The sequence below is a fragment of the Xanthomonas sp. NCPPB 3570 genome, assembly GCF_056725115.1.
The window spans coordinates 4841740-4860687 of record NZ_CM161513.1; the positions used below are offsets into that span (position 1 = coordinate 4841740).

The 18948-nt window shown below is 69.9% G+C and carries 17 protein-coding genes; 7 read left to right on the forward strand and 10 right to left on the reverse strand.

Annotated elements, in window-relative coordinates:
• Window positions 1–4: 4 nt before the first annotated feature.
• Entirely contained in the window at window positions 5–3070 is a 3066-nt protein-coding gene (locus AC1PLR_RS20775) for a galactose-binding domain-containing protein (RefSeq protein WP_481102194.1), read from the reverse strand.
• Between the two features lie 378 nt (window positions 3071–3448).
• Here AC1PLR_RS20775 and AC1PLR_RS20780 point away from each other — a divergent pair, with 378 nt between their 5' ends.
• The 3 genes from AC1PLR_RS20780 (at window position 3449) to AC1PLR_RS20790 (ending at window position 8156) form a co-directional block, all read left to right on the forward strand.
• Window positions 3449–4387 (forward strand): hypothetical protein, encoded by a 939-nt coding sequence (locus AC1PLR_RS20780; RefSeq protein WP_420008348.1) that lies wholly within the window; start codon window positions 3449–3451, stop codon window positions 4385–4387.
• Window positions 4387–7059 carry a glycerol-3-phosphate 1-O-acyltransferase PlsB gene (gene plsB, locus AC1PLR_RS20785; protein WP_481102195.1) on the forward strand — a complete coding sequence of 891 codons (2673 nt, stop codon included), beginning with the start codon at window positions 4387–4389 and terminating at the stop codon, window positions 7057–7059. The genes AC1PLR_RS20780 and plsB overlap by 1 nt, the downstream gene beginning before the upstream one ends.
• A 224-nt stretch (window positions 7060–7283) precedes the next feature.
• Window positions 7284–8156 (forward strand): DUF2884 family protein, encoded by an 873-nt coding sequence (locus AC1PLR_RS20790; protein ID WP_371180987.1) that lies wholly within the window; start codon window positions 7284–7286, stop codon window positions 8154–8156.
• A gap of 70 nt (window positions 8157–8226) precedes the next feature.
• On the opposite strand, the gene AC1PLR_RS20795 is transcribed toward AC1PLR_RS20790, so the two are convergent.
• Entirely contained in the window at window positions 8227–8805 is a 579-nt protein-coding gene (locus AC1PLR_RS20795; protein WP_481102196.1) for a DUF488 domain-containing protein, read from the reverse strand.
• Window positions 8802–9005 (reverse strand): YdcH family protein, encoded by a 204-nt coding sequence (locus AC1PLR_RS20800; protein WP_010342388.1) that lies wholly within the window; start codon window positions 9003–9005, stop codon window positions 8802–8804. Before AC1PLR_RS20800 ends, AC1PLR_RS20795 begins: the two co-directional genes overlap by 4 nt.
• 165 nt (window positions 9006–9170) lie before the next feature.
• Between AC1PLR_RS20800 and bamE the strand changes: the two genes are divergently transcribed.
• A complete protein-coding gene (gene bamE, locus AC1PLR_RS20805; protein ID WP_481102197.1) occupies window positions 9171–9749 on the forward strand; it encodes an outer membrane protein assembly factor BamE domain-containing protein in 579 nt (192 codons plus the stop codon).
• A gap of 133 nt (window positions 9750–9882) precedes the next feature.
• Here bamE and AC1PLR_RS20810 read toward each other — a convergent pair whose 3' ends face one another.
• The 6 genes from AC1PLR_RS20810 to AC1PLR_RS20835 form a co-directional block, all read right to left on the reverse strand.
• Entirely contained in the window at window positions 9883–11250 is a 1368-nt protein-coding gene (locus AC1PLR_RS20810; protein WP_481102198.1) for an XVIPCD domain-containing protein, read from the reverse strand.
• Between the two features lie 11 nt (window positions 11251–11261).
• A complete protein-coding gene (locus AC1PLR_RS20815) occupies window positions 11262–11846 on the reverse strand; it encodes a hypothetical protein (protein ID WP_481102199.1) in 585 nt (194 codons plus the stop codon).
• A gap of 160 nt (window positions 11847–12006) precedes the next feature.
• Window positions 12007–12570, reverse strand: a complete 564-nt coding sequence (locus AC1PLR_RS20820) for a DUF6891 domain-containing protein (protein WP_481102200.1) — start codon at window positions 12568–12570, stop codon at window positions 12007–12009.
• A 148-nt stretch (window positions 12571–12718) separates the two neighbouring features.
• Entirely contained in the window at window positions 12719–14311 is a 1593-nt protein-coding gene (locus tag AC1PLR_RS20825; RefSeq protein WP_481102201.1) for a choice-of-anchor Q domain-containing protein, read from the reverse strand.
• 288 nt (window positions 14312–14599) lie between these two features.
• Complete coding sequence (locus tag AC1PLR_RS20830; RefSeq protein WP_481102202.1) at window positions 14600–16174, reverse strand: cryptochrome/photolyase family protein; 1575 nt, start codon at window positions 16172–16174, stop codon at window positions 14600–14602.
• 28 nt (window positions 16175–16202) lie between these two features.
• The gene (locus AC1PLR_RS20835) at window positions 16203–16361 is read right to left on the reverse strand and encodes a DUF2256 domain-containing protein (protein ID WP_017912123.1); all 159 of its coding nucleotides are present in this window, start codon (window positions 16359–16361) and stop codon (window positions 16203–16205) included.
• Window positions 16362–16568: 207 nt separating this feature from the next.
• Here AC1PLR_RS20835 and AC1PLR_RS20840 point away from each other — a divergent pair, with 207 nt between their 5' ends.
• The gene (locus AC1PLR_RS20840) at window positions 16569–17477 is read left to right on the forward strand and encodes a DUF6624 domain-containing protein (protein WP_481102203.1); all 909 of its coding nucleotides are present in this window, start codon (window positions 16569–16571) and stop codon (window positions 17475–17477) included.
• Between the two features lie 36 nt (window positions 17478–17513).
• On the opposite strand, the gene AC1PLR_RS20845 is transcribed toward AC1PLR_RS20840, so the two are convergent.
• Window positions 17514–17876, reverse strand: a complete 363-nt coding sequence (locus AC1PLR_RS20845) for a VOC family protein (RefSeq protein ID WP_481099408.1) — start codon at window positions 17874–17876, stop codon at window positions 17514–17516.
• Window positions 17877–18035: 159 nt separating this feature from the next.
• Here AC1PLR_RS20845 and AC1PLR_RS20850 point away from each other — a divergent pair, with 159 nt between their 5' ends.
• Both AC1PLR_RS20850 and AC1PLR_RS20855 read left to right on the forward strand, forming a co-directional pair.
• The gene (locus tag AC1PLR_RS20850; RefSeq protein ID WP_481102204.1) at window positions 18036–18572 is read left to right on the forward strand and encodes a DUF2199 domain-containing protein; all 537 of its coding nucleotides are present in this window, start codon (window positions 18036–18038) and stop codon (window positions 18570–18572) included.
• A gap of 54 nt (window positions 18573–18626) precedes the next feature.
• Entirely contained in the window at window positions 18627–18899 is a 273-nt protein-coding gene (locus tag AC1PLR_RS20855) for a hypothetical protein (protein ID WP_481102205.1), read from the forward strand.
• Window positions 18900–18948: the final 49 nt, after the last annotated feature.

Sequence of the window (18948 nt, forward strand, 5' to 3'; positions counted from 1 at the left end):
GGGCTCACCAGCGTGCCTCCAGGGTCCGGAACGGCTTGGACAGGGTCACTCCGCCGGCGTCGTATTGGTCGATCCGGCGGCCATCCACGCGCACCTGGGTCGGCCGCGTGCGCGTCGGCCAGGCCACGCGCACGGCGGTGCCGGCGCGCAGGCCGCTGTCGAGTTCGACCCGCAGCCGCCCGTCGCGCTGGCGCGCGCGCAGGCCGAGCGTGCCGTAGGCGGTGGGCAGGCGCTGCACGGCCAGGCCATCGTCGGCCAGCCAGGCCGGCGGCACACCCGGCAGCAGCACCAGCGCATCGTCGCCCTCGTGCATGAGCATGCCGAACAACGTGCGCGCGTACTCGGCGCCGATCCAGGTATGCGGCATGTCGCCCAGGTAGCGCGGGAAGCGCAGCCGCGACTGCACCACCTCGGCCAGCACCTGCCATTCGAACGGGCGGCGGTCGCGCAGCAGGTCCTGCAGCAGTTCGTCGGCCACCTGCGGCTGGTCCAGATGCACGTAAGTCAGCACGTTGCGCATCTCGTACGGGGTGTAGGCCCACAGCGCATTGGGTTGCTTGCGCTGGCGCACGTCTTCCAGATAGCGCGCGAAGGTGGTGCGCAGCGCCGCCTCCGGCAGCAGGTCCTGCTGGCCGGTGGGATCCAGGGCGATGGAGACGCTGGTCGGATCGCCGTCGCCCAGGTCGGCCGCGGCGGGAATGTAGTCCGCGCCCTTCCACGCCATGGTGGCGCGGATCGAGGCGGCCAGCGAGGTGCGCAGCGCCGCGTACTGTTCGCGCGCCCAGGCCGCGGTGGCGGTATCGCCCAGCGATTCGGCCAGCCAGGCACCGTCATGCCAGCCCTTCAGCGCCCAGTAGTCGTCCCAGTAGCTGTGGGTGGGGCTGGAATAGCCTTCGTGGCTGATCGACGGGGCCAGGATGCCGCGGAAGCGTTCCGGCGCGGGCTGCTCGGCCATGTAGCCAGGCACCAGGGTGCGCTCGCGCAGCTCCTGCAGGAACTGCATCGCCAGCTTCACCTTCGGCAGGTAGGCGCGCACGCTCTCCGGGCCGCCGTCCAGCCGCGCCACGTCGGCGACCAGGGCGATGTACTCGCCCTGGCTGTCGTACTCCAGGTCCGAGCCGAAACCGTCGTTGACGCTGCCATCGTCGTTGAGGATCGGCGAGACCAACCCGTTCGGGTGCACCGCGTGGTCGCTGTACCACTGCAGGTAGTCGCGTGCGACCTGCGCCTGGCCCATGCGCAACAGGATCGCCGAGGTGGCCATGCCGTCGCGGATGAAGGAACGGTTGTAGTTGCGCGGCCCCGGCTGCATCGCCGGGCCGGTCTGGTTGATCAGCATGTACGCGGCTTGCGCGCGCAGCATGTCCACCAGGCTGGCGTCGGGCAGGCGCAGGCCGACGTTGCCCAGGCGCTGCTGCCAGTCCGCGGAGACCTGCTCGGCCAGCGCGTCGAAGCTGCGACCCGCGTCGCCACGGCCGGCGGCGAGCAGGGCGTCGCGGTCCAGCGGCGGCGCCGGCGGCAGTCGGCCCTGGGCGTCGGCGCTGGCAGTACCCAGCGGGAACGCCAGCACCACGTCCTGTTGCGCACCCGGCGCCAGGCGCACCGTGTAGTTCAGCATCGCCGCGGCCAGGCCGTCGGCGTCGTGCGCCTGGTGCTGCGCCGGCAGCGTGCCGGCGACGACGTGGCGGGTGATCTCGGTGGCGCCGTTCGTGCCGAACGCCTCGGCGCCACCGCCGCTGGGCGTGCTCAGCGAGGTCAGCAGCGCGCGGCCGTCGACCTGCACGGTGCCGCCGTCGACGGCGATATCGTGGATCGGCGACAGGCCGCCGTTCTGCCACGGCGGATTCATCTGCATCGGCCGCACCAGCAGAGAGAGGGTGCCGCTGACCGGCGTGGTGCCGATGTTGCGCAGGCGATGGCGCAGCAGCGTCACCGGCTGGCCGCCGCGTTCGATCGCGAAGGTCTCGCTGCGCAGTTCCAGCCCCGGCTGCGGCGACCAGCGCACCGACGGCATCGGCTTCCAGCCATCGCGCAGCGCGTGGGTCAGGGCATGGCCGTCGGCCCCGGCAGCGGTGCCGGACACGTCGCGCCACAGCGGCTGCACCAGCGGCGCGCCCTTCCACGCCTCCAGGTTGCCGTATTCGTCGAAGATCGACTTCTGCCGGCCGGCATGGATGCCGACCGCGGTCCAGTAGGTCTGCTGCATGTGCAGCGAGGCCGGGAACAGCGCGCGCGTGGCGCCGCGCTGCGCGGCGACCTGGTAGCGCTTCATCGGCGTCATCACCGCCTTCGGCCCAAGCAGGCGCAGGCGCGCCAGGGTCGGCGCGACCCCACCGGGCGCGGCGTCGACGCGCAGCCGCAGCGCCCTCACCGGCAGCGGCGCGGTACCGGCGAGGTAGGCGCTGTCGCTGTCGCCGGCCTGCGCATCGTCGGCCAGCGTGCGCCAGCGGCCTGCGGCATCCTGCGCCTGCAATTGCGCCGCGCCATGCGCGCCGGCGAACTCGACGATCAGGCCGGCGCTGTCGAACGCGCGCGGGAAGGCGATGTCCAGTTGCCGCGCCTGCGCGCCCTTGCCCGGCATCGCCACCGCGGCACCGCCCTGCCACAGCGCCGCAGCGTCGGCTGCGGACACGCCACGCAATTGCGCAGCGTCGGCGCCCAGCGGCTGCATCTCGTAGATCGACACGCCCCAGTCGGCGCTGCGCGCGGGCGCGGCCAGGCGCAGGTAGCGGGCCAGGTGCGGCGCGAAGAACACCGTCTCGGTGCCGCCCAGCGAATCGGCCATCGTGTAGACCGTGTCCCAGCGCTGGCCATCGCGCGAGGTCTGCAGCAGGAAGCCTTCCGGATTGGAGGTGTCCCACTGCAGGCGCACGCCGCCGACCTGCGCGGCGCGGCCCAGATCGATCTGGAACCAGTGGCCGGGACTGAAGGCGCCGGCAGTGCGGGTGCTGGCGTCGCCGTCGATCAGATAGCCGATCGCCTGCGCCTTGACCTGCTTGGAGGAACTGGACGCCTGCCATTGCGCACGCGGCGGCAGGCGGCCGTCCTGCGCCTGCACCGGCGCCGTCATCGCGAGTCCGCACAGGACTGCAGACAACACCCAGGCGCAGCGGCGCGCGCCACCGTGACCGAGCACTCGGATGATCTCTGACGAATATCGCACTGGGTCCCCCGGCCAGCACCGCCTCAATCGAGGTGGGCGGACGTTAGCAGCAACTGCAAGCGGTTACATGATGCGTTGCAACATGTGCAATCCGCTGGCACGTCTGGTCATACGCCGACATGCCTGTCCCGACGGTCCCAAGCCGGGTCATGAAATGTCCTGCCGCGACAAGCCCAGCCCCCTGGATGCCTGCCAATGCTCCCCGCGCCACACCCCCGCCCGGCTTGCCGGAATCGCCCGCGCCCAGCAAGATGCGGGACGTTTTGGGGAACGAGCCCGCACCGTATGCCGTCCTGCCCGACCCGGGTCATCTCCTCGCGCGCGCTGTGCGTCCTGCTGCTGGCGATGCTCGCCCTGGCCGCGGGCGGATGCAAGCGCACGCCCGCCGAACTGCCCGGCGCCAGCGCCGAGCCGGCCGCCGCGGTGCGCACGCTGGCGCGCGCGCTGCAGCGCAACGACCTGCTCGGCTATGCCCAGGCCGCGGTGCCGCCGGCCCAGTACCAGCGCCTGCAGCAGGCCTGGAGCGAGGACCGCAGCCGTTGGCCGCTGACCGAATTGCCGCTGGCCGAACGCCTGCCCGAGGTACTGGACACCCTTGCCGCGCCGGACGCCGAACGCCAGCTGCAGCGCGCCTTCGACGCGCAGTTCGGCGGCCAGGCGGCGAGCCTGAAGCAGGCGGCGCACTCGCTGGGCCTGTTCGGCGTGCAGTTCCTGCGCAATCAGGGCCACTACACGCCCGAGCAGCGCGGCCATTACGTGCAACTGGTGCAGGCGCTGAGCGCCTGGGCCGCGCGCGCGCCGCTGTCCGAGCGCAAGCGCGCGCAGGCGGCGCTCGCGCGGCTGTGCGCGGGCGCGCGCCGCACTGGCGTGCGCAGCGATGCCGACCTGCGCAGCCTGGGCATGGACGAGAGCCTGCGCCGGCTGGGCCCGTTCCTGGCCGACCTCAAGGCGGTGCTGGCCGACTATGGCCTGGACCTGGACGCCAGCGCCGGCGCGCTGCGCACCGGCCTGGTCAACCAGCAGGGCGACCAGGCGGTGGTGCGCATCCAGTACCCGCTGGACGGCGAACAGATCGACACCACCGCGGTGCTGGTGCGCCGCGACGGGCACTGGTACCTGCGCGACACCCTCAGCGAGGTGGACGCGCTGCTGGCGGCCAGCGCCGGCACCGCCGCCCCGGCCGCGGCACCCGCCGCCGACCCCGCTCCGCCGGCTAAGCGATAATGGCCCCGATGCCAGAACAAAATCCCCTCCCGTTCCCCGACGACGCCGCGGCCGCACGCGCGGCCGACGCGGCCCGTGCGCCCGCCGACGCGTCCCCCGCCGGCCCCGGCGCCGCGCCCTCTTCGACCGTTGTCCCCTCCCCCCTGCCCGTGGCCGTGACCGCCGCGCGCCAGGGCAAGGGACCGCTGTGGGCGCGCCTGCTCGGCCGCCTGGCCGATCCCTGGCTGGGCCTGAAGATCGAACCGGCCGAGCCCGGCCAGTACAACGACGGCCGCCCGGTGGTGTACGTGCTGGAGGACTACGGCCTGTCCAACGCGCTGATCCTGGACAAGGCCTGCCGCGAATCCGGCCTGCCCTCGCCGCTGGTGCCGCTGCCCGGCGATCCGCTGGGGCGCAAGCGCGCCTACCTGGCGCTGTCCCGGCGCAGCAGCAACCACGCGCTGCTGCCGGAACAGCGCGGCGCCAAGACCCACTCCGATTCGCTGGCCAAGCTGCTGCAGGCGCACCGCGAGCGTCCGGAGCTGGACATCCACCTGGTGCCGGTGTCGATCTTCGTCGGCCGCGCCCCGGACAAGCAGAGCGGCTGGTTCGCCGTGCTGTTCTCGGAAAACTGGGCACTGGTGGGCAGCTTCCGGCGCCTGCTCGGCGTGCTGCTCAACGGCCGCAGCACCATCGTGCGCTTCGCCCCGCCGGTGTCGATGCGGCAGACGGTGGAGGAAGGGCTGCCGCCCGAGCGCACCGTGCGCAAGCTGCAGCGCGTGCTACGCACCCATTTCCGGCGCATCCGCGAGGCGGTGATCGGCCCCGACCTGTCGACCCGGCGCCTGCTAGTGGACCAGGTGCTGGCGGCCGAGCCGGTACGCGAGGCGATCGCCGCGCAGGCCAAGCGCGACAACAGCAAGCCGGTGGACGCCTGGCGCAAGGCGCACGCCTACGCCTGGGAAATCGCCGCCGACTACTCCAGCCCGGTGGTGCGCTCGGCCAGCTTCCTGCTGACCCACGTGTGGAACCGCATCTACGCCGGCGTGCTGGTCCACCACCTGGACAAGCTCAAGGACGCCGCGCCCGGGCACGAAGTGATCTACGTGCCCAGCCACCGCAGCCACATGGACTACCTGCTGCTGTCCTACCTGCTGTACGAACGCGGCATCGTGCCGCCGCACATCGTCGCCGGCATCAACCTCAACCTGCCGGTGGTCGGCACCCTGCTGCGCAAGGGCGGCGCGTTCTTCATCCGCCGCTCGATCAAGGGCAACGCGCTCTATTCGGCGGTGCTCAGCGAATACGTGGCGCAACTGGTGGCCGGCGGCTACTCGATCGAGTACTTCGTCGAGGGCGGGCGCTCGCGCACCGGCCGCCTGCTGCAGCCCAAGGGCGGCATGATCGCGATGACCCTGCGCGCGTTCCTGCGCCAGCCGCGCAAGCCGGTGCTGTTCCAGCCGATCTACGTCGGCTACGAAAAGCTGATGGAAGGCAACAGCTACCTCGACGAACTCAGCGGCCGGCCCAAGGAGAAGGAATCGATCTGGGCGCTGCTGTGGGGCATCCCCAAGGTGCTCAAGCAGAACTACGGCCAGGTGGTGGTGAACTTCGGCGAGCCGATCCCGCTGAGCCAGGTACTGGCGCAGCGCGCGCCGGAGTGGGACGGCCAGCCGCTGGGCGAGGACGAGAAGCCGGCCTGGTTGAACGGCACCGTCGATGCGCTGGCGCAGCAGATCCAGGTGCACATCAACGCCGCCGCCGACGTCAATCCGGTCAACCTGCTGGCGCTGGCGCTGCTGTCCACGCCCAAGCACGCCATGGGCGAGGCCGACCTGATCGCGCAGATCGAACTGTGCAAGAAGCTGCTGGCGGAACTGCCGTACTCGGACCGGGTCACGGTGACACCGCACTCGCCCGAGCGCATCATCGCCCACGCCGAAGAGATCAACGTGCTGACCCGCACGCCGCATCCGCTCGGCGACGTGCTCAGCGTCAACGGCGACAACGCGGTGCTGCTGAGCTACTTCCGCAACAACGTGCTGCACCTGTTCACCGCGTCCTCGTGGGTGGCGTGCTGCTTCCAGAACAACCGTCGCATGAGCCGCGCCGGCCTGCTGCGGCTGGGCCGCACCGTGTACCCGTTCCTGCAGGCGGAACTGTTCCTGCCGTGGAGCGAGGACCAGTTCGCCGAGCGCATCGAACGCACCATCGAGGTGTTCGTGCGCGAAGGCCTGCTGCTGCAGCTCAACGAGGACGACGGCAGCGTGCTGGCGCGCAACACCGGGCAGACCGACGAGGTGTTCCGCCTGCGCGCCATCGGCCACTCGCTGCAACAGGCGTTCGAGCGCTATTACATCGCCATCTCGGTACTGGTGAAGAACGGCCCGGGCAAGCTCGGCGCCGGCGAACTGGAGAGCCTGTGCCAGCAGGCCGCGCAGCGCCTGAGCCTGCTGTACGCACCGGCCGCGCCGGAGTTCTTCGACAAGACCCTGTTCCGCGGCTTCATCCAGAAACTGCGCGAACTGAAGCTGGTGTGGCCGGACGAGAACAGCAAGCTCATGTTCGACGAGCGGCTGGATGCATGGGCGAAGGATGCCAAGTTCATCCTTGGTCGCGAGCTGCGCCACACCATCGAACGGGTCAGCCCGGAAGCAGCCAAGGTCGAGGAGCCGCCGGTTCCGCAGGATTGAGGCGGCAGTTGCCGCACCTGCAGTCGTGATGCGGTGAGATTCTGGCGCGTGGCGCCGCGCCAAACACAAGGGCGCCCTGGTATCACTGCGCGCGGCGCGTGGCGACGCGCCATGCATAGAGGCGCCCCGCTATCACTGCCGCGCGGCACAGTGACTTCCGACACGCGACCCAGGGGCCGGTACGGCCCGAGCATGCTTGAAACTCCCTGCTGCGGGTTCCGGCGATGCGCACAGCTCCTCTTTTCGCTCTGTTGCTGTTTGCCGCCTCCAGCGGGCCCGCGTGGGCCGACCAGGGCGAAGACAGCGGCGACGGCAAGCACGACCATCGGCCGCAGGTGTCCTCGCACCAATGCGGCCTGAGCACGCCGTTCAACGTGCTGGCCGACAGCGGCGGCATCTGGCTCACCCGCGACGGCGAGGGACCACGCGAGATCTTCTTCCATGCCGGCGAACTGAGCGTGGATCACCAGGTGCAGCAGATCGGCGCAGCGGATGCGCAGCGATTGCTGGACATGGAGCGCGAGACCCGCGCGCTGATGCCGGAGGTGACGGATCTCTCGCACGAAACGGTCGACCTCAGTTACGACGTGCTCGGCGTCGTCGTCGAAGTGCTGACCGGCAATGCGGGCAATGCGCGCAAGATCGAGCGGCTGCGCACGCAGGCCAACGCATACGTCGACGGCACGCTCGGCAGGGGACGCTGGGACCAGACCGCGTTCGACAGCAATTTCGAGCGCTACGTGCAGACCCAGGCCGAGAGTTTCTCGGGCAGCATCGCCCGCCACCTGCTCTGGCAGATCGTCACGGGCCGCGCCGATGCAATCGACAAGCGCGCAGACCGCATGGACGCCGCCCTCGAGGCCCGCCTGGATGCGCGCAGCAAGGGCATCGAAACCAAGGCGCAGGCGCTGTGCGCGCGGGTGGCGCGGCTGGATCAGCTGCAGCAGGCGCTGGAATACCGGTACCACGGCCAGCCGTTGCGCCTGCTCACCACCTCCGAGGACGGTACGCCTGAGCAGAGCACCGCCGCCCTCGTCGGCACCGACGATACGCCGCGGAGCAATGCGGTCACGGTGCCGTCGGTCCCAACGCATTGAACCTGACGCCGCCGCTGGCGCATCGCGACGCACCCGCCGCGCTGGCGGCCTGCGGCGACGGCAGCACCGCTCAGGCCTCGAACAGGTCCCCGGTGCGCGGTCCGGCATCCGCCGCATCCGGCGGATAGACCAGTTGCCCCTGCGCGTCGCTGCGCGCGGCCGGGTTCAGCGTGGCCGGTTCCTGGCGGGCGACGTCGATCAGGTGCACCACCGGGTGGCCGTGATGCAGCAGGTGGTCGCAGATAATCTGGCGGTGGCACTGGCGCCAGTAGGCCTCGGCGCACATCACCGCGCATGCACCGTCGTCGCCGAAGGCCTGCAACTCGGTCAGCGCCTCGGTGAATTCGCTGCCCAACGCATAGTCGGCGTAGTTGTGGAAGCTGACGCTGCGCCAGTGACCGTTGCGCTGCGGATCGACCCCCGGCTGCCTGCCGCGGCGCCCGCCCAGAGCGCGGAAGTGCCGGTAGGCGATGCCTGCGGCGGCCAGCGCCGGCGCCAGCGCGCTGCCGTCGAACTGTGGGAACCGCCGCGAATACGGAAACGCGCGCACGTCGGCCAGGCGGGTGACGCCGGCGCCCTGCAGGATCTGCAGGAAGGTCTCCAGGCTGCGCGTGGAATGGCCGACGCTGAAGAAGGTCGCTGCGCTCACGCCGGTTCGTCGGGGATCAGCAGATGCTCCAGGCGCATGATGCAGTCCTTCAGTTGCAGCTTGCGCTTCTTCAGCCGCTTGGCTTCCAGCTCGTCGTCCAGATTGGCCGGGATGCGCTGCAGCTGTTCGTCGAGCGCGCGGTGCTCGCGACGCAGGGCGTCGATGCGCAGGGAGATCTCGGCGGGCGTCAGGGTGTCCACGAGGTTCGAGCATACACAGGCCAGCGGTCCGCCGTCACCGTGCAACGCGTCGCTATCCGGGGCGCGGGCCAGCCGGCACAATGCGCGCGGGCGCCGCGGCGGAGGCAGCGCCCTCCCACCCTCGTGCCACCCGCGGCAGGATCGCCGCGCCGAAAGGAGTCAGCCATGCGTTCGTTCCGTTCCCCGTTCGTTCTCGCCCTCGCCCTGGCGGCAGCCCTGCCGCACCTGGCCGCGGCGGCCGATGCCAAGTTCTCCGGCTTCCTGTGCTGCAACATGCGCAGCGACGGCAGCTGGATCAGCGACAGCAACTATGCCGAAGACGGCAAGCAGGTGATTCCGGCCGGCACGCCGGTGCAGGTGACCGGTTACGGTCGCTACCGGGTCAATGTGTTGATCGACGGCAAGAAGCAGTCGATCGGCAACGACTACAGCCGCGACCTGGGCAACGAGGCCTTCGCCCAGCGCTACGTGGTCGCGCAGGATCCCAAGGCGAAGCTGGCGGCCTACCCGCCGAAGATCCGCGAGGCGATCGCCGCCAACCGCGTGACCAAGGGCATGAGCCGCGAGCAGGTGCTGATGGCGCTGGGCTATCCGATCACCAGCGAGAACCCGAGCCTGGACGCGCCGCTGTGGCGCTACTGGCTCGATAGCTTCAACGAGTTCCAGGTGTCCTTCGACGGCACCGGCAAGGTCGAGAAGGTCACCGCCGACCCGAAGACCCAGAACCTGGTCTGGCAGCCGTAAGCCCAGCGTGTCCCTGGCGCCGCGCTCCCGACGCGATGGGAGGCGGCGCGAGCGGCGCGCCGTGGCCGCGGCCTGCCGCGACCATGGCCCACCGAGGCGGCAGTACCGCGCGCGCGCTGCCGCCCTGCTGCGCTCAGCGGCTCAGCACCTGCGGCGGATCGCTCCGCGTCGGGCCTTGTTGCGATGCCTGCAGCGCCTGTTCCTGCTCCGGTGCCTGGCGCTGCGCCTGTCCCTGGTGCGCCCCCAGCTGCTGCAGTTGCTGGTAGGTCTCCTGCGCCGGCCGCGCGATCGCCTCGCTGGTCGGCATGTGTGCGCGGTTGGCGTAGGGATCGGGCGAGACATCGCCTCCGCTGCGATACACGAACGCCAGTTCGCCGCCCTGATAGGACGCGGTCGGTCGGTTGAAGCCGACCGCCAGCTGGTCGCGCTCGCTGAAGCCGTTCTGCTTCGCCAAGAGGGTCAGGCTGGCGGTCATGCGCTCGCTGTTGTCGTCCCAGCCCTTGCCGATCGCCTGTTCGGCCTGGGCCACGCCGTTGCGGACCCGCTCGTGCAGGGCGCGATCGGCGGCACCCGGCGCGGCGGCCGGCTCGCTGGCGCGCGGCGCAGGCGGTTCGGGTGTCGGCGCCGGTGCGGAACCGTCGCGGAATCCCGCCGGCAGCGCATCGCGCGGCACCTGCGCGGCATCGATGCCGAGCGCCTTCAGGTCGGCATGCACCACCGGCGGCGTGCGCTCGGGGTGCTGCGCCTGCGCCCGGTCCTCGGCATCGGCGATCTGCGCCAGCGCGCGCTCGCCATAGTTCTGCGGGTAGCCGCGCGCGTCGTAGAACAGCTTGCCCATCGCCTCCACGTTGCGCGGATTGTCGGCGTCGATCTTCAGATCCTTGCCGAAGCTCAGCCCGTCCTTGGCGGTGTAGGTGGCCTTGCTGCCCACGCCCTGCTTGTCGATGTAGCTCGCCATCTCGCTGCTGGCGTTGTACAGGTCCTTGAGCGTGGCCTTGGGGTTGTTGCGGGTGACGTAGTCGGCCAGCGTGTTGACCCCGGCGATCTCGTCCTTGGCCTCGCGGGTGCGCTGTTCCTGCCCGTAGGCCTTGAGCGTGGCGGTGTAGTCGTGCGGCGAAGGCGAGGCGGCGATGCCGTCGACCTTGGCGGCGAATGCGGCATCGCTACGGTCGATCGCGGCCTTGTTGATGGCATGGCCGATCTCGTGGCCCAGCACGATGCGGGCGGTGTTGGCCGAATCGTCGCGCGGCGCGTTCATCCTGGCCGTGGCCAGCACGTCCATCGGCAACTCGATCTGCCCGGTGCGCGGGCTGTACGCGCCGGCGCCCGCCTCGGGACTGGGTGCGAAGCCGGACAACTGCTGTTGCCCGATCGCCTGCTCCACCCGCGAGCGCAGCTCCGGCGTGTTGTCCAGCATCTGCCGCAGCGCCTGGCCTTCCTTCGGATGCGCCTGCGCGAACGTGTCGACCATGCCCTTCAGGCGCTCGTCGTCGTGTGCCATCTCCGCTCTCCTTACGCGTCGACCAGGATCTGCAGCATCTCCACGCACGCCTGCGCATCGTGCTCGCCGGCGTCCTTGCCGACGAAGGCGTACACGGCGACCGCGCCGCGTTCGAAATGCCAGCGGCCGGCGCTGCCCTGACGCGGCGGCGCGATCCAGCGCGGCACGAAGCCGGCTGCGACCAGTGCCTGGCGATACGCGTCCAACGATTGCGTGCACTGCGCCGGCGCCGCGCCCGGCGCGGGCGTGAAGCGCAGGTCCAGCCGCGACGGCGGGGCAGCGTCGGCATCGGCGACCGATTCCAGCGTGTAGCCGCCACCGCCGGCGAGCGTGCCGGACGCGCTGAACGCATGTCCGCCCTCGTCCTCGACCTGCAGACCGGTCTGCGCCGCGACCTGCGCGGCGACCAGATCCTGCTTGCCGCCGATCGCCAGGATCAACCGTACTACGCCTTGTGCCAGGTGCTCTGGCGTCATCTCCGACATGGTCCGCTCCGTGTGTGCAGGGGTGATCGAGGGGGAAGAGGAATGCGCGCCGGCACACGCGGCCAGCAGCGCGGTGGCCAGCAGCAGGACCGCGCGCGGCGCCAGGCGCATGCCGGCTGCGCGCCGCGGTATGCGGCCATTGCGATGAAACATCCGCTCCATGAAACGCCTCTCCGTCGAGCGCCTGCCGCGCACCGCAGCGCGGCCAGGCTTGGGTGTGCGATTGTAGCCAGCGCACCGGGGTCGCGCAGCCCGCCGCTGCGCCGGCGCATCAGTCCCAGTCGGCGCGCCGCTGCCAGACGAAGCCGGGCAGATCGATACGCTTGCGCGGCGTCCCGTCCCAGTCCACGGTGAAGCCGGCCGCGCGCAACGCCGCGGCGACCTGCTGGCCGACCGCCAGGTCTGCATCCTCGCGCCCGTCCAGATCGCCAAATGCCAGCATCAGCCCACCGCCGTCGATCGCGCGCTCCATGTCCTGGCCGTGATAGAAGCAATAGCCGTGGTAGCGCCGGTCCGGCGCGTCGGCCACCGCCTGGTTCACTTCGACGTGACCGTCGGACATGGTGTAGCCGGCATTGGCCAGCGCGCAGATGCCGGCCTCGTGCAGCCGCTCGAACAGCGCATCGAGCCGGTCGCAATCGGTCTGCGCCGGCCAGGTCTGTTCCGCCTGCTGCTTGGCCTGCCACTGGCTGGCGACCGAGGCGCGCAGCATGGTCTCGTCGCAGTCGTCTTCCAGGATGTCCTCGATCATCTCCTGGATCTCGTCCTGGGAGTAGAAGCCGGACCAGACCCACTTGCGGATCTCGTCGTACACATAGGCATCGGATTCGTTCACGGTCGCTCCTGCGGTCTTCGACGCACGCCGCGCGCACTGTAGCAGGGCCTTCCAGTCGCGTTGCTGACCATCACATCAACAAGCACGGTCGCAGCGGCCAAGCCGGCGCGACCGCGCGGTGCCATGCACGCCATGACCGTGGATCGGCCTACTTGACCTCCACCGCGCCGAGATCGCACACCACGGTATTGCGGGGATTGCCGCGCTGGTCGATGGCGGCGCAGCCGCTGCCTGCATTCAACGCCGGGCTGTTGGCCGCAGGCAGCTGGGTGAGCGTCGGTCCGCCGTTGTTGGCCGGGGCCGACAGCAACGGATCGGCCGCTTTCACGGTGCCCACGGCCAGGCAGGCATTCGGCCACACCGCGCCCTTGGCCGAATACTCGATCAGGTTGTTGCCGGTGTTGCTCTGGTTGTTGCAGAACACGCGCTCGGTCTTGGAATACAGGATGCTGTTGCGCAGGTCGAACCTGTCGCCGAACAGCGTCACCCACGGCGTGTTCTCGGCGAAGGTGACGTTGTTGAAGCGCACGCTGGGGCTGCCCTGGTCGCCGTTGGCCGGCTGCCAGCCGACATGCTGGATGGCCGCGCCCACGCCCTTGGCGGAGTTGCCGTAGAAGGTGCTGTTGCTGACGTCGCAGGCGCCGTAGCAATCCAGGTACAGCGCGCCGGCGTTGCCCTGTTCGGCCTTGTTGGACAGGAAGCTGGTCTCGGCGACGCTGATGGTCCCCGGCGTGGTGATGGTGGTGCCGGCGTGCGAGGTGTCGGTGAAGCCCATGCTGATGCGCGCGCCGCCGCCGGGGCCGCCGGTGGCGACGTTGTTGGCGAAGGTGGAGTACTTCACGTCGATGGTGTCGGGCGCGTACGCCCACAACGTGGCACCGCCGGAGCCGTTGGCGGCGACGTTGTTGCGGACCACGGTGCCGCACATCGCCAGCGTGCCGCCGCTGCCGACGCCTCCCTTGAGATAGCCGGTCAGGGACGCGCCGTCGGTGTCGATCGCGCCGCCGCCGCCGAAGTTGCCGGCATCGGGGAAGCCCTGCGGCGCATTGATCGCCTGGTTGTTGGCGAATTCCGAACCGACGATGGTCAGCCGGCTGAGCTGGGTGTACAGCGCGCCGCCGAGCCAGGAGCTGTTCTTGTAGAAGCCGCTGCGGACGATGGTCACCTCGGCGTCGCTGCCGGCGAAGATGGCGCCGCCGCCGATGCTGCTGCGGTTGGCCAGGAACTGGCTGTTGATGACTTCCAGCTTGCCGCGGTAGCCGACCTTGATCGCGCCGCCACCCCAGGTGCCCGGATCGTAGGCCTGGTTCGATGCCGGTTGCACCGAACTGCCGTTCTGCAGTTTCAGGTTGCGCACCGACAGCGCACTGCCGGCATTGACCAGCAGGATCCGGGCGGACTGGCGACCATCCAGGGTGATCTTGCCCTGGCCGTCGATCACGGTGGGCGCCGCCGCTGCGATGACGATCGAACGGTCGACGGCGATGCTGGTCGGCTTGGTGCCGCAGTTGAAGGTGATGTAGCCGCCTTGTGCGGCAGCGGTAGCCAGCGCGCTGGCGGTGCAACTGGCCTGCGTGCCGTTGCCGACCACCGTGGCCGCGGCCGGCAGCGCCCAGGCCTGCGGCACGCTGCACTGTGGCGCCGCGGGGACCGCGGCGATCGCCGTGGCGGTGGTCATGAGGGCGAAGACACCCAGCGCGCGTGCGCCGGTGATGAGGGAGAACGTCGTGGTCATGATCATGCTCGATAGGGTTGCGGGGGAAACAACACGACGCGTGGCAGTCATTCAACTGTCATCCACGTCGCTGACACCTCGAGTGCGACCGGCAGCCTGCGCCGACCGGCGGCACAGGGTGCTTGAGCGCGCGGGGAGCGACCACAACGCAGGTAGCAGTTCGCGCGATTGCACGGTGCCCCGATGCGACAGTGTGCCGATCCGCGGCGCATGGCACGGTTTGGATGCGTCGCAAGGCACGTTCCCCTGCCGCACCCGATCGCGGCGTGCATGCGGCGAGGCACCCGGCCCGCGCTACAGCGTGTCCAGGCGTTCGCGCAACTGCTGCGCCTGCGTCCGTAGCGCCTGCAGTTGCGCGGCCGGCAGCTTGCGCAACTGGCGGTAGACCATGTCCAGGCGGCGATTGCGCCCCAGCGTGTGCTGGTGCCGGGCGAAGAAATCCCAGTACAGCGCGTTGTACGGACACGCACGCGCGCCGGTCTTCTGCCTGCGGTCGTAGCGGCAGCCCTGGCAGTAGTCGCTCATGCGGTCGATGTAGGCCGCGCTGCTGACGTAGGGCTTGGTCGCGAGCAGGCCGCCGTCGGCGAACTGGCTCATGCCGACGGTGTTGGGCAGTTCGACCCACTCGAACGCATCGATGTACACGCCCAGGTACCAGCGATGCACCGCCGCCGGGTCCAGGCCGGCGAGCAGGGCGAAGTTGCCGATCACCATCAGCCGCTGGATATGGTGCGCGTACGCATCCTGCAGCGATTGGCCGATGGCGTGCTGCAGGCAGCGCATGTGCGTGTCGCCGGTCCAGAACCAGGCCGGCAGCGGCGTGTCGTGGCCGAGCGCGTTGCGCGCCGCATAGCCCGGCATGTGCGCCCAGTAGATGCCGCGCACGTACTCGCGCCAGCCGAGGATCTGCCGCACGAAACCTTCCACCGCCGCCAGCGGCGCGGCGCCGGCGCCATAGGCCGCCAGCGCGCGCTGCACCACTTCCTGCGGCCGCAGCATCTTGGTGTTGAGGGCGAAGGAGAGCTGCGAATGGAACAGGCGAGGACTGCGTGTGCTCATCGCATCTTCGTAGCGGCCGAAATGCGGCAGGCCGTCGACGATGAAGCGATCGAGGCAGGCCAGCGCCTCGGCCCGGCTCAGCGGCCAGCGCACCGCGTCCGCCTGCGGCTGGCCGAAGCTGGCCACGCCGGCCCCCTGGATGCTGGCCCACAGCGCGCGGTGATCGTGGCTCGGGCGCGTCTCCGGCGGCGGCGCCGGTTCGCCATGCCAGGGCTGGCGATTGTCGTGGTCGTAGTTCCACTGTCCGCCCTCGGGCGTTCCGTCCGCCGCCAGCAGGATCCGGTGGCGCTTGCGCATGTGCCGGTAGAAGTGCTCCATCAACCATTGCGGGCGCCCGCGGAAAAAATCCGCCAGTTCGCCGCGGCGCGTGTAGAAGTGCGTGCTGTCCACCGCCTCGACGACGAAGGCCTGCGCCGCGCCCCATTGCCGCAGTTGCTGGTCCAGGCGCCATTCGTCCGGATCCTGGTATTGCAGGCGCTGCGCACCGTAGTGCGCCATCAACGCACCGAGATTGGCGGGGATGGACTGGCGGTTGCTGGCATCGTCGATGGCCACGTAGCGCACGCGGTGGCCAGCGCTGCGCAGGTGCCGGGCGAAGTCGCGCATCGCGGCGAACACCGCCAGGATCTTCTGCGCATGGTGCAGGACGTAGTCGGTCTCCTGCCGCACTTCCATCAGCACATGCACCACGCCGGGATCGCGCACGGCGAACCAGCCGTGTTCGGGATCGAGCTGGTCGCCCAGTACCAGGCGCAGGGTGTGGGCGGTGGAGGGCAGCGGACTCACGCAGGGCGGCGCGCCTGCTGGCATGCGGTGCGCCAGCGCACGGCCCGGCAGTTCACGGCGCCTCCGGCGCGCGCACGCGCTTGCGCTCGCCACGGCAACGGTCGGAACAATACTTCACCTCGTCCCAGACCTTCTCCCACTTCTTGCGCCAGCGGAACGGCCGGCCGCAGTGCAGGCAGGGCTTTTCCGGCAGATCCTGTTTCTTGCGCATGCGCGATCCCGCGGCGATGTGGGACGGACCGGCCGGCGTGGCCGGGACCAGCAACCGGTATTTGCATAGTGTGCCCCGCCAGGTCCCCGACGGGACACTCCCGCCGCGGCCCAGGCGCAGTCGCGACCGCGTGCTGCCGATGAGACCGGACTGCGCTACTGTCCGCCCAGGCTGCGCGCCGCGCGGCCACGCCAGAGTGGGTCGGGTATGCATCAGGGATACGCGCTGTTTGTCGCATTGTTGGCCGCGAGCGCGGCGCCGGTCTCCGCTGCGGAGCCTGCACGTTTGAATGATGCGCTTGCGGCCTACGATGCGAAGGACTACGGCACTTGTGCCGATACCTTGGCGCGCATCGACGCAGCGCCGGCCGGCCTACCGAGCGGAGGGGATCTGTTCTACGTCGAATGCCTGGCCGCTGCCGGGAGAACGGATGCGGCCGTGGCGGTACTCGACGCGCGACTGGCGCAAGGCCACATCGATGTGCAGGAACTGATGCACAAGGATCGACCCGGCCTGAACCGGCTGCGCGCCTCGCCGGCTTGGCGAGCGCTGCTCGCCCGTGCCGAGACGCTCGATGCCGCACGCCAGGCGCGCCTCGACCAGCCACTGCGCCAGTCATTACTGGCGCGTGTGGAGAAGGATCAGGCCGTCCGACAGAGGGCCATCGACGAGGGAAACACCCCCGCATCATGGCAACAGACGGTGGCGGTGGATCAGGACAACACCGCCTGGCTGAAGGCGATGGTGGCGAAGAAGGGATGGCCGACGCGCACATCGGTGGGCGAAGACGGGGCCAAGGCCGCGTTCCTGATCGCCCAACACGCCACCCTGGACCCCGCCTTCCAGGAGCAGATCCTCGCGTTGATGCAGTCCGCCCTGGCGCAGAAAGAGGCGGATCCTTCCGACGTGGCGATGCTGCAGGATCGCGTGCTTCTGCACCAGGGCAAGCCGCAGCTTTACGGTACGCAGTTCAAAACCGAGCCGGACGGCACGATGGTCCTGGACAGGACCCAGGACATCGATGGCCTGGATGCGCGCCGCGCGACGATGGGCCTGCCGCCGATCGCCGAGTACAAGGCCTTTCTGTCCGAGGTCTACCGCGCGCCGGTACGATGAACGGACCGGACGCACATGGCATCCACCCGCGCGCCCTCACTCCTGCGCCGGCCACTCGCGGAACACCACACAGACCGTGGTCGGGTCCAGCATCGCGAACTCGCGTGCGCCCCAGGGCTTGAGCGCGACGGTACGGCAATTCGGATGCAGCCACTGCGGCGCGCGTGCGGACAACTCGGCATGGATCGTGTCGATGCTGTCGGTTTCGATGCCCAGTTCCGGCCGGTCCTTCGCCGCCCACTCGGCGTTCTCCACCAGATAGGCCTTGGCGCCGTCGCGTGCGATCACCGCCATCGTGGCGTCCTGGTACAGCACCTGGAATCCCAGGCCGCCGACGAAGAAGTCCAGCCCGTCCTGCATGCGCGCGTAGAAGATCTTGGGAATGAGGTTTTTGAACATGGGGCGACCTTGCGTCCGTGACCAGGGACGAGTGTAGCGGGCCGGTCCCGGCACGGCATGACGACAAAAACAGGGGCGCCGGACGCCTGCCGCGCGCCGGGGCTGGCGATGCCGCAGGCGGCTACACTGGCCAACCTTCTTGCCGTCTCGACCCCAGCCATGACGTTCCGCTTCACCTGCAGCGCCTGCGATCAGGTCCACGAAGGCATGCCCGGCTTCAGCGTGGCGGCGCCGCTGAGCTATGCGCTGATTCCGGAGGCGCAGCGCGCCACCCGCTGCGAGCTGGGCTCGGACGATTGCGTGATCGACGAGGCTCACTTCTTCGTCCGCGGCTGCATCGAGATCCCCGTGCATGGCCACGCCGAACCGTTTTCCTGGGGCGTGTGGGTCTCGCTTAGCGAAGCCAGCTACCTGCAGTGGGTCCGCTGTTTCGATCAGCCGCAGCGTGCGCATGTGGGGCCGTTCTTCGGCTGGCTGAACACACGCCTGTCGCCGTATCCGGAGACCGCCGGCCTCAAGACGCAGGTCCATCTGCGCAACGACGGCATTCGCCCATGGATCGAACTGGAGCCGACCGCGCACCCGCTCGCAGTCGAACAGCGTGAAGGCATCTCCGAGCAGCGAGTGGCCGAACTGTATGCGCTGATGACGCACACATCCACCTCCGTCGCGACGGACCCGGGGACGACGCCATGACGCTGTCGGGTGACGTGGCACGCCGCTAGGCGCCGCCCCGAATCGGAGCAGCACATGGGATATGCGTATCGCCTGACGTCTGCCGGTGCCGATCCAGCAAAGACACGGCATGCCATCGTCCAGCTGCCGGGCGTGGAAGATGCGGACGCGGGCGATGACGGCGCTGCCGCCGCGCTGGCACGACCGATGCCGGACGCAGTGATGTGCTGCACCGCGGACGGCCTGTCCTTCTGCGCGAACACCAGCGAGGGGCTGCGCTGCCTCGGCACTGTCATCGCCCGCCCGACCAGCACGTTCGGGACGGTCGAGGTGGCGGAACTGGAATGACCGGCAACGCCGACCGCGCGGTGCTGCGCCAGCCGCGCCGACTACACTA

Bases quoted from the DNA above. Each gene is read 5' to 3' on its own strand.
- plsB (WP_481102195.1), top strand. From the start codon at position 4,387: ATGGCCCCGATGCCAGAACAAAATCCCCTCCCGTTCCCCGACGACGCC.
- AC1PLR_RS20850 (WP_481102204.1), top strand. From the start codon at position 18,036: ATGACGTTCCGCTTCACCTGCAGCGCCTGCGATCAGGTCCACGAAGGC.
- AC1PLR_RS20825 (WP_481102201.1), bottom strand. From the start codon at position 14,311: ATGATCATGACCACGACGTTCTCCCTCATCACCGGCGCACGCGCGCTG.
- AC1PLR_RS20840 (WP_481102203.1), top strand. From the start codon at position 16,569: ATGCATCAGGGATACGCGCTGTTTGTCGCATTGTTGGCCGCGAGCGCG.
- AC1PLR_RS20845 (WP_481099408.1), bottom strand. From the start codon at position 17,876: ATGTTCAAAAACCTCATTCCCAAGATCTTCTACGCGCGCATGCAGGAC.
- AC1PLR_RS20835 (WP_017912123.1), bottom strand. From the start codon at position 16,361: ATGCGCAAGAAACAGGATCTGCCGGAAAAGCCCTGCCTGCACTGCGGC.
- AC1PLR_RS20775 (WP_481102194.1), bottom strand. From the start codon at position 3,070: ATGACGGCGCCGGTGCAGGCGCAGGACGGCCGCCTGCCGCCGCGTGCG.
- AC1PLR_RS20830 (WP_481102202.1), bottom strand. From the start codon at position 16,174: ATGCCAGCAGGCGCGCCGCCCTGCGTGAGTCCGCTGCCCTCCACCGCC.
- AC1PLR_RS20780 (WP_420008348.1), top strand. From the start codon at position 3,449: ATGCCGTCCTGCCCGACCCGGGTCATCTCCTCGCGCGCGCTGTGCGTC.
- AC1PLR_RS20810 (WP_481102198.1), bottom strand. From the start codon at position 11,250: ATGGCACACGACGACGAGCGCCTGAAGGGCATGGTCGACACGTTCGCG.
- bamE (WP_481102197.1), top strand. From the start codon at position 9,171: ATGCGTTCGTTCCGTTCCCCGTTCGTTCTCGCCCTCGCCCTGGCGGCA.
- AC1PLR_RS20815 (WP_481102199.1), bottom strand. From the start codon at position 11,846: ATGCGCCTGGCGCCGCGCGCGGTCCTGCTGCTGGCCACCGCGCTGCTG.
- AC1PLR_RS20855 (WP_481102205.1), top strand. From the start codon at position 18,627: ATGGGATATGCGTATCGCCTGACGTCTGCCGGTGCCGATCCAGCAAAG.
- AC1PLR_RS20790 (WP_371180987.1), top strand. From the start codon at position 7,284: ATGCGCACAGCTCCTCTTTTCGCTCTGTTGCTGTTTGCCGCCTCCAGC.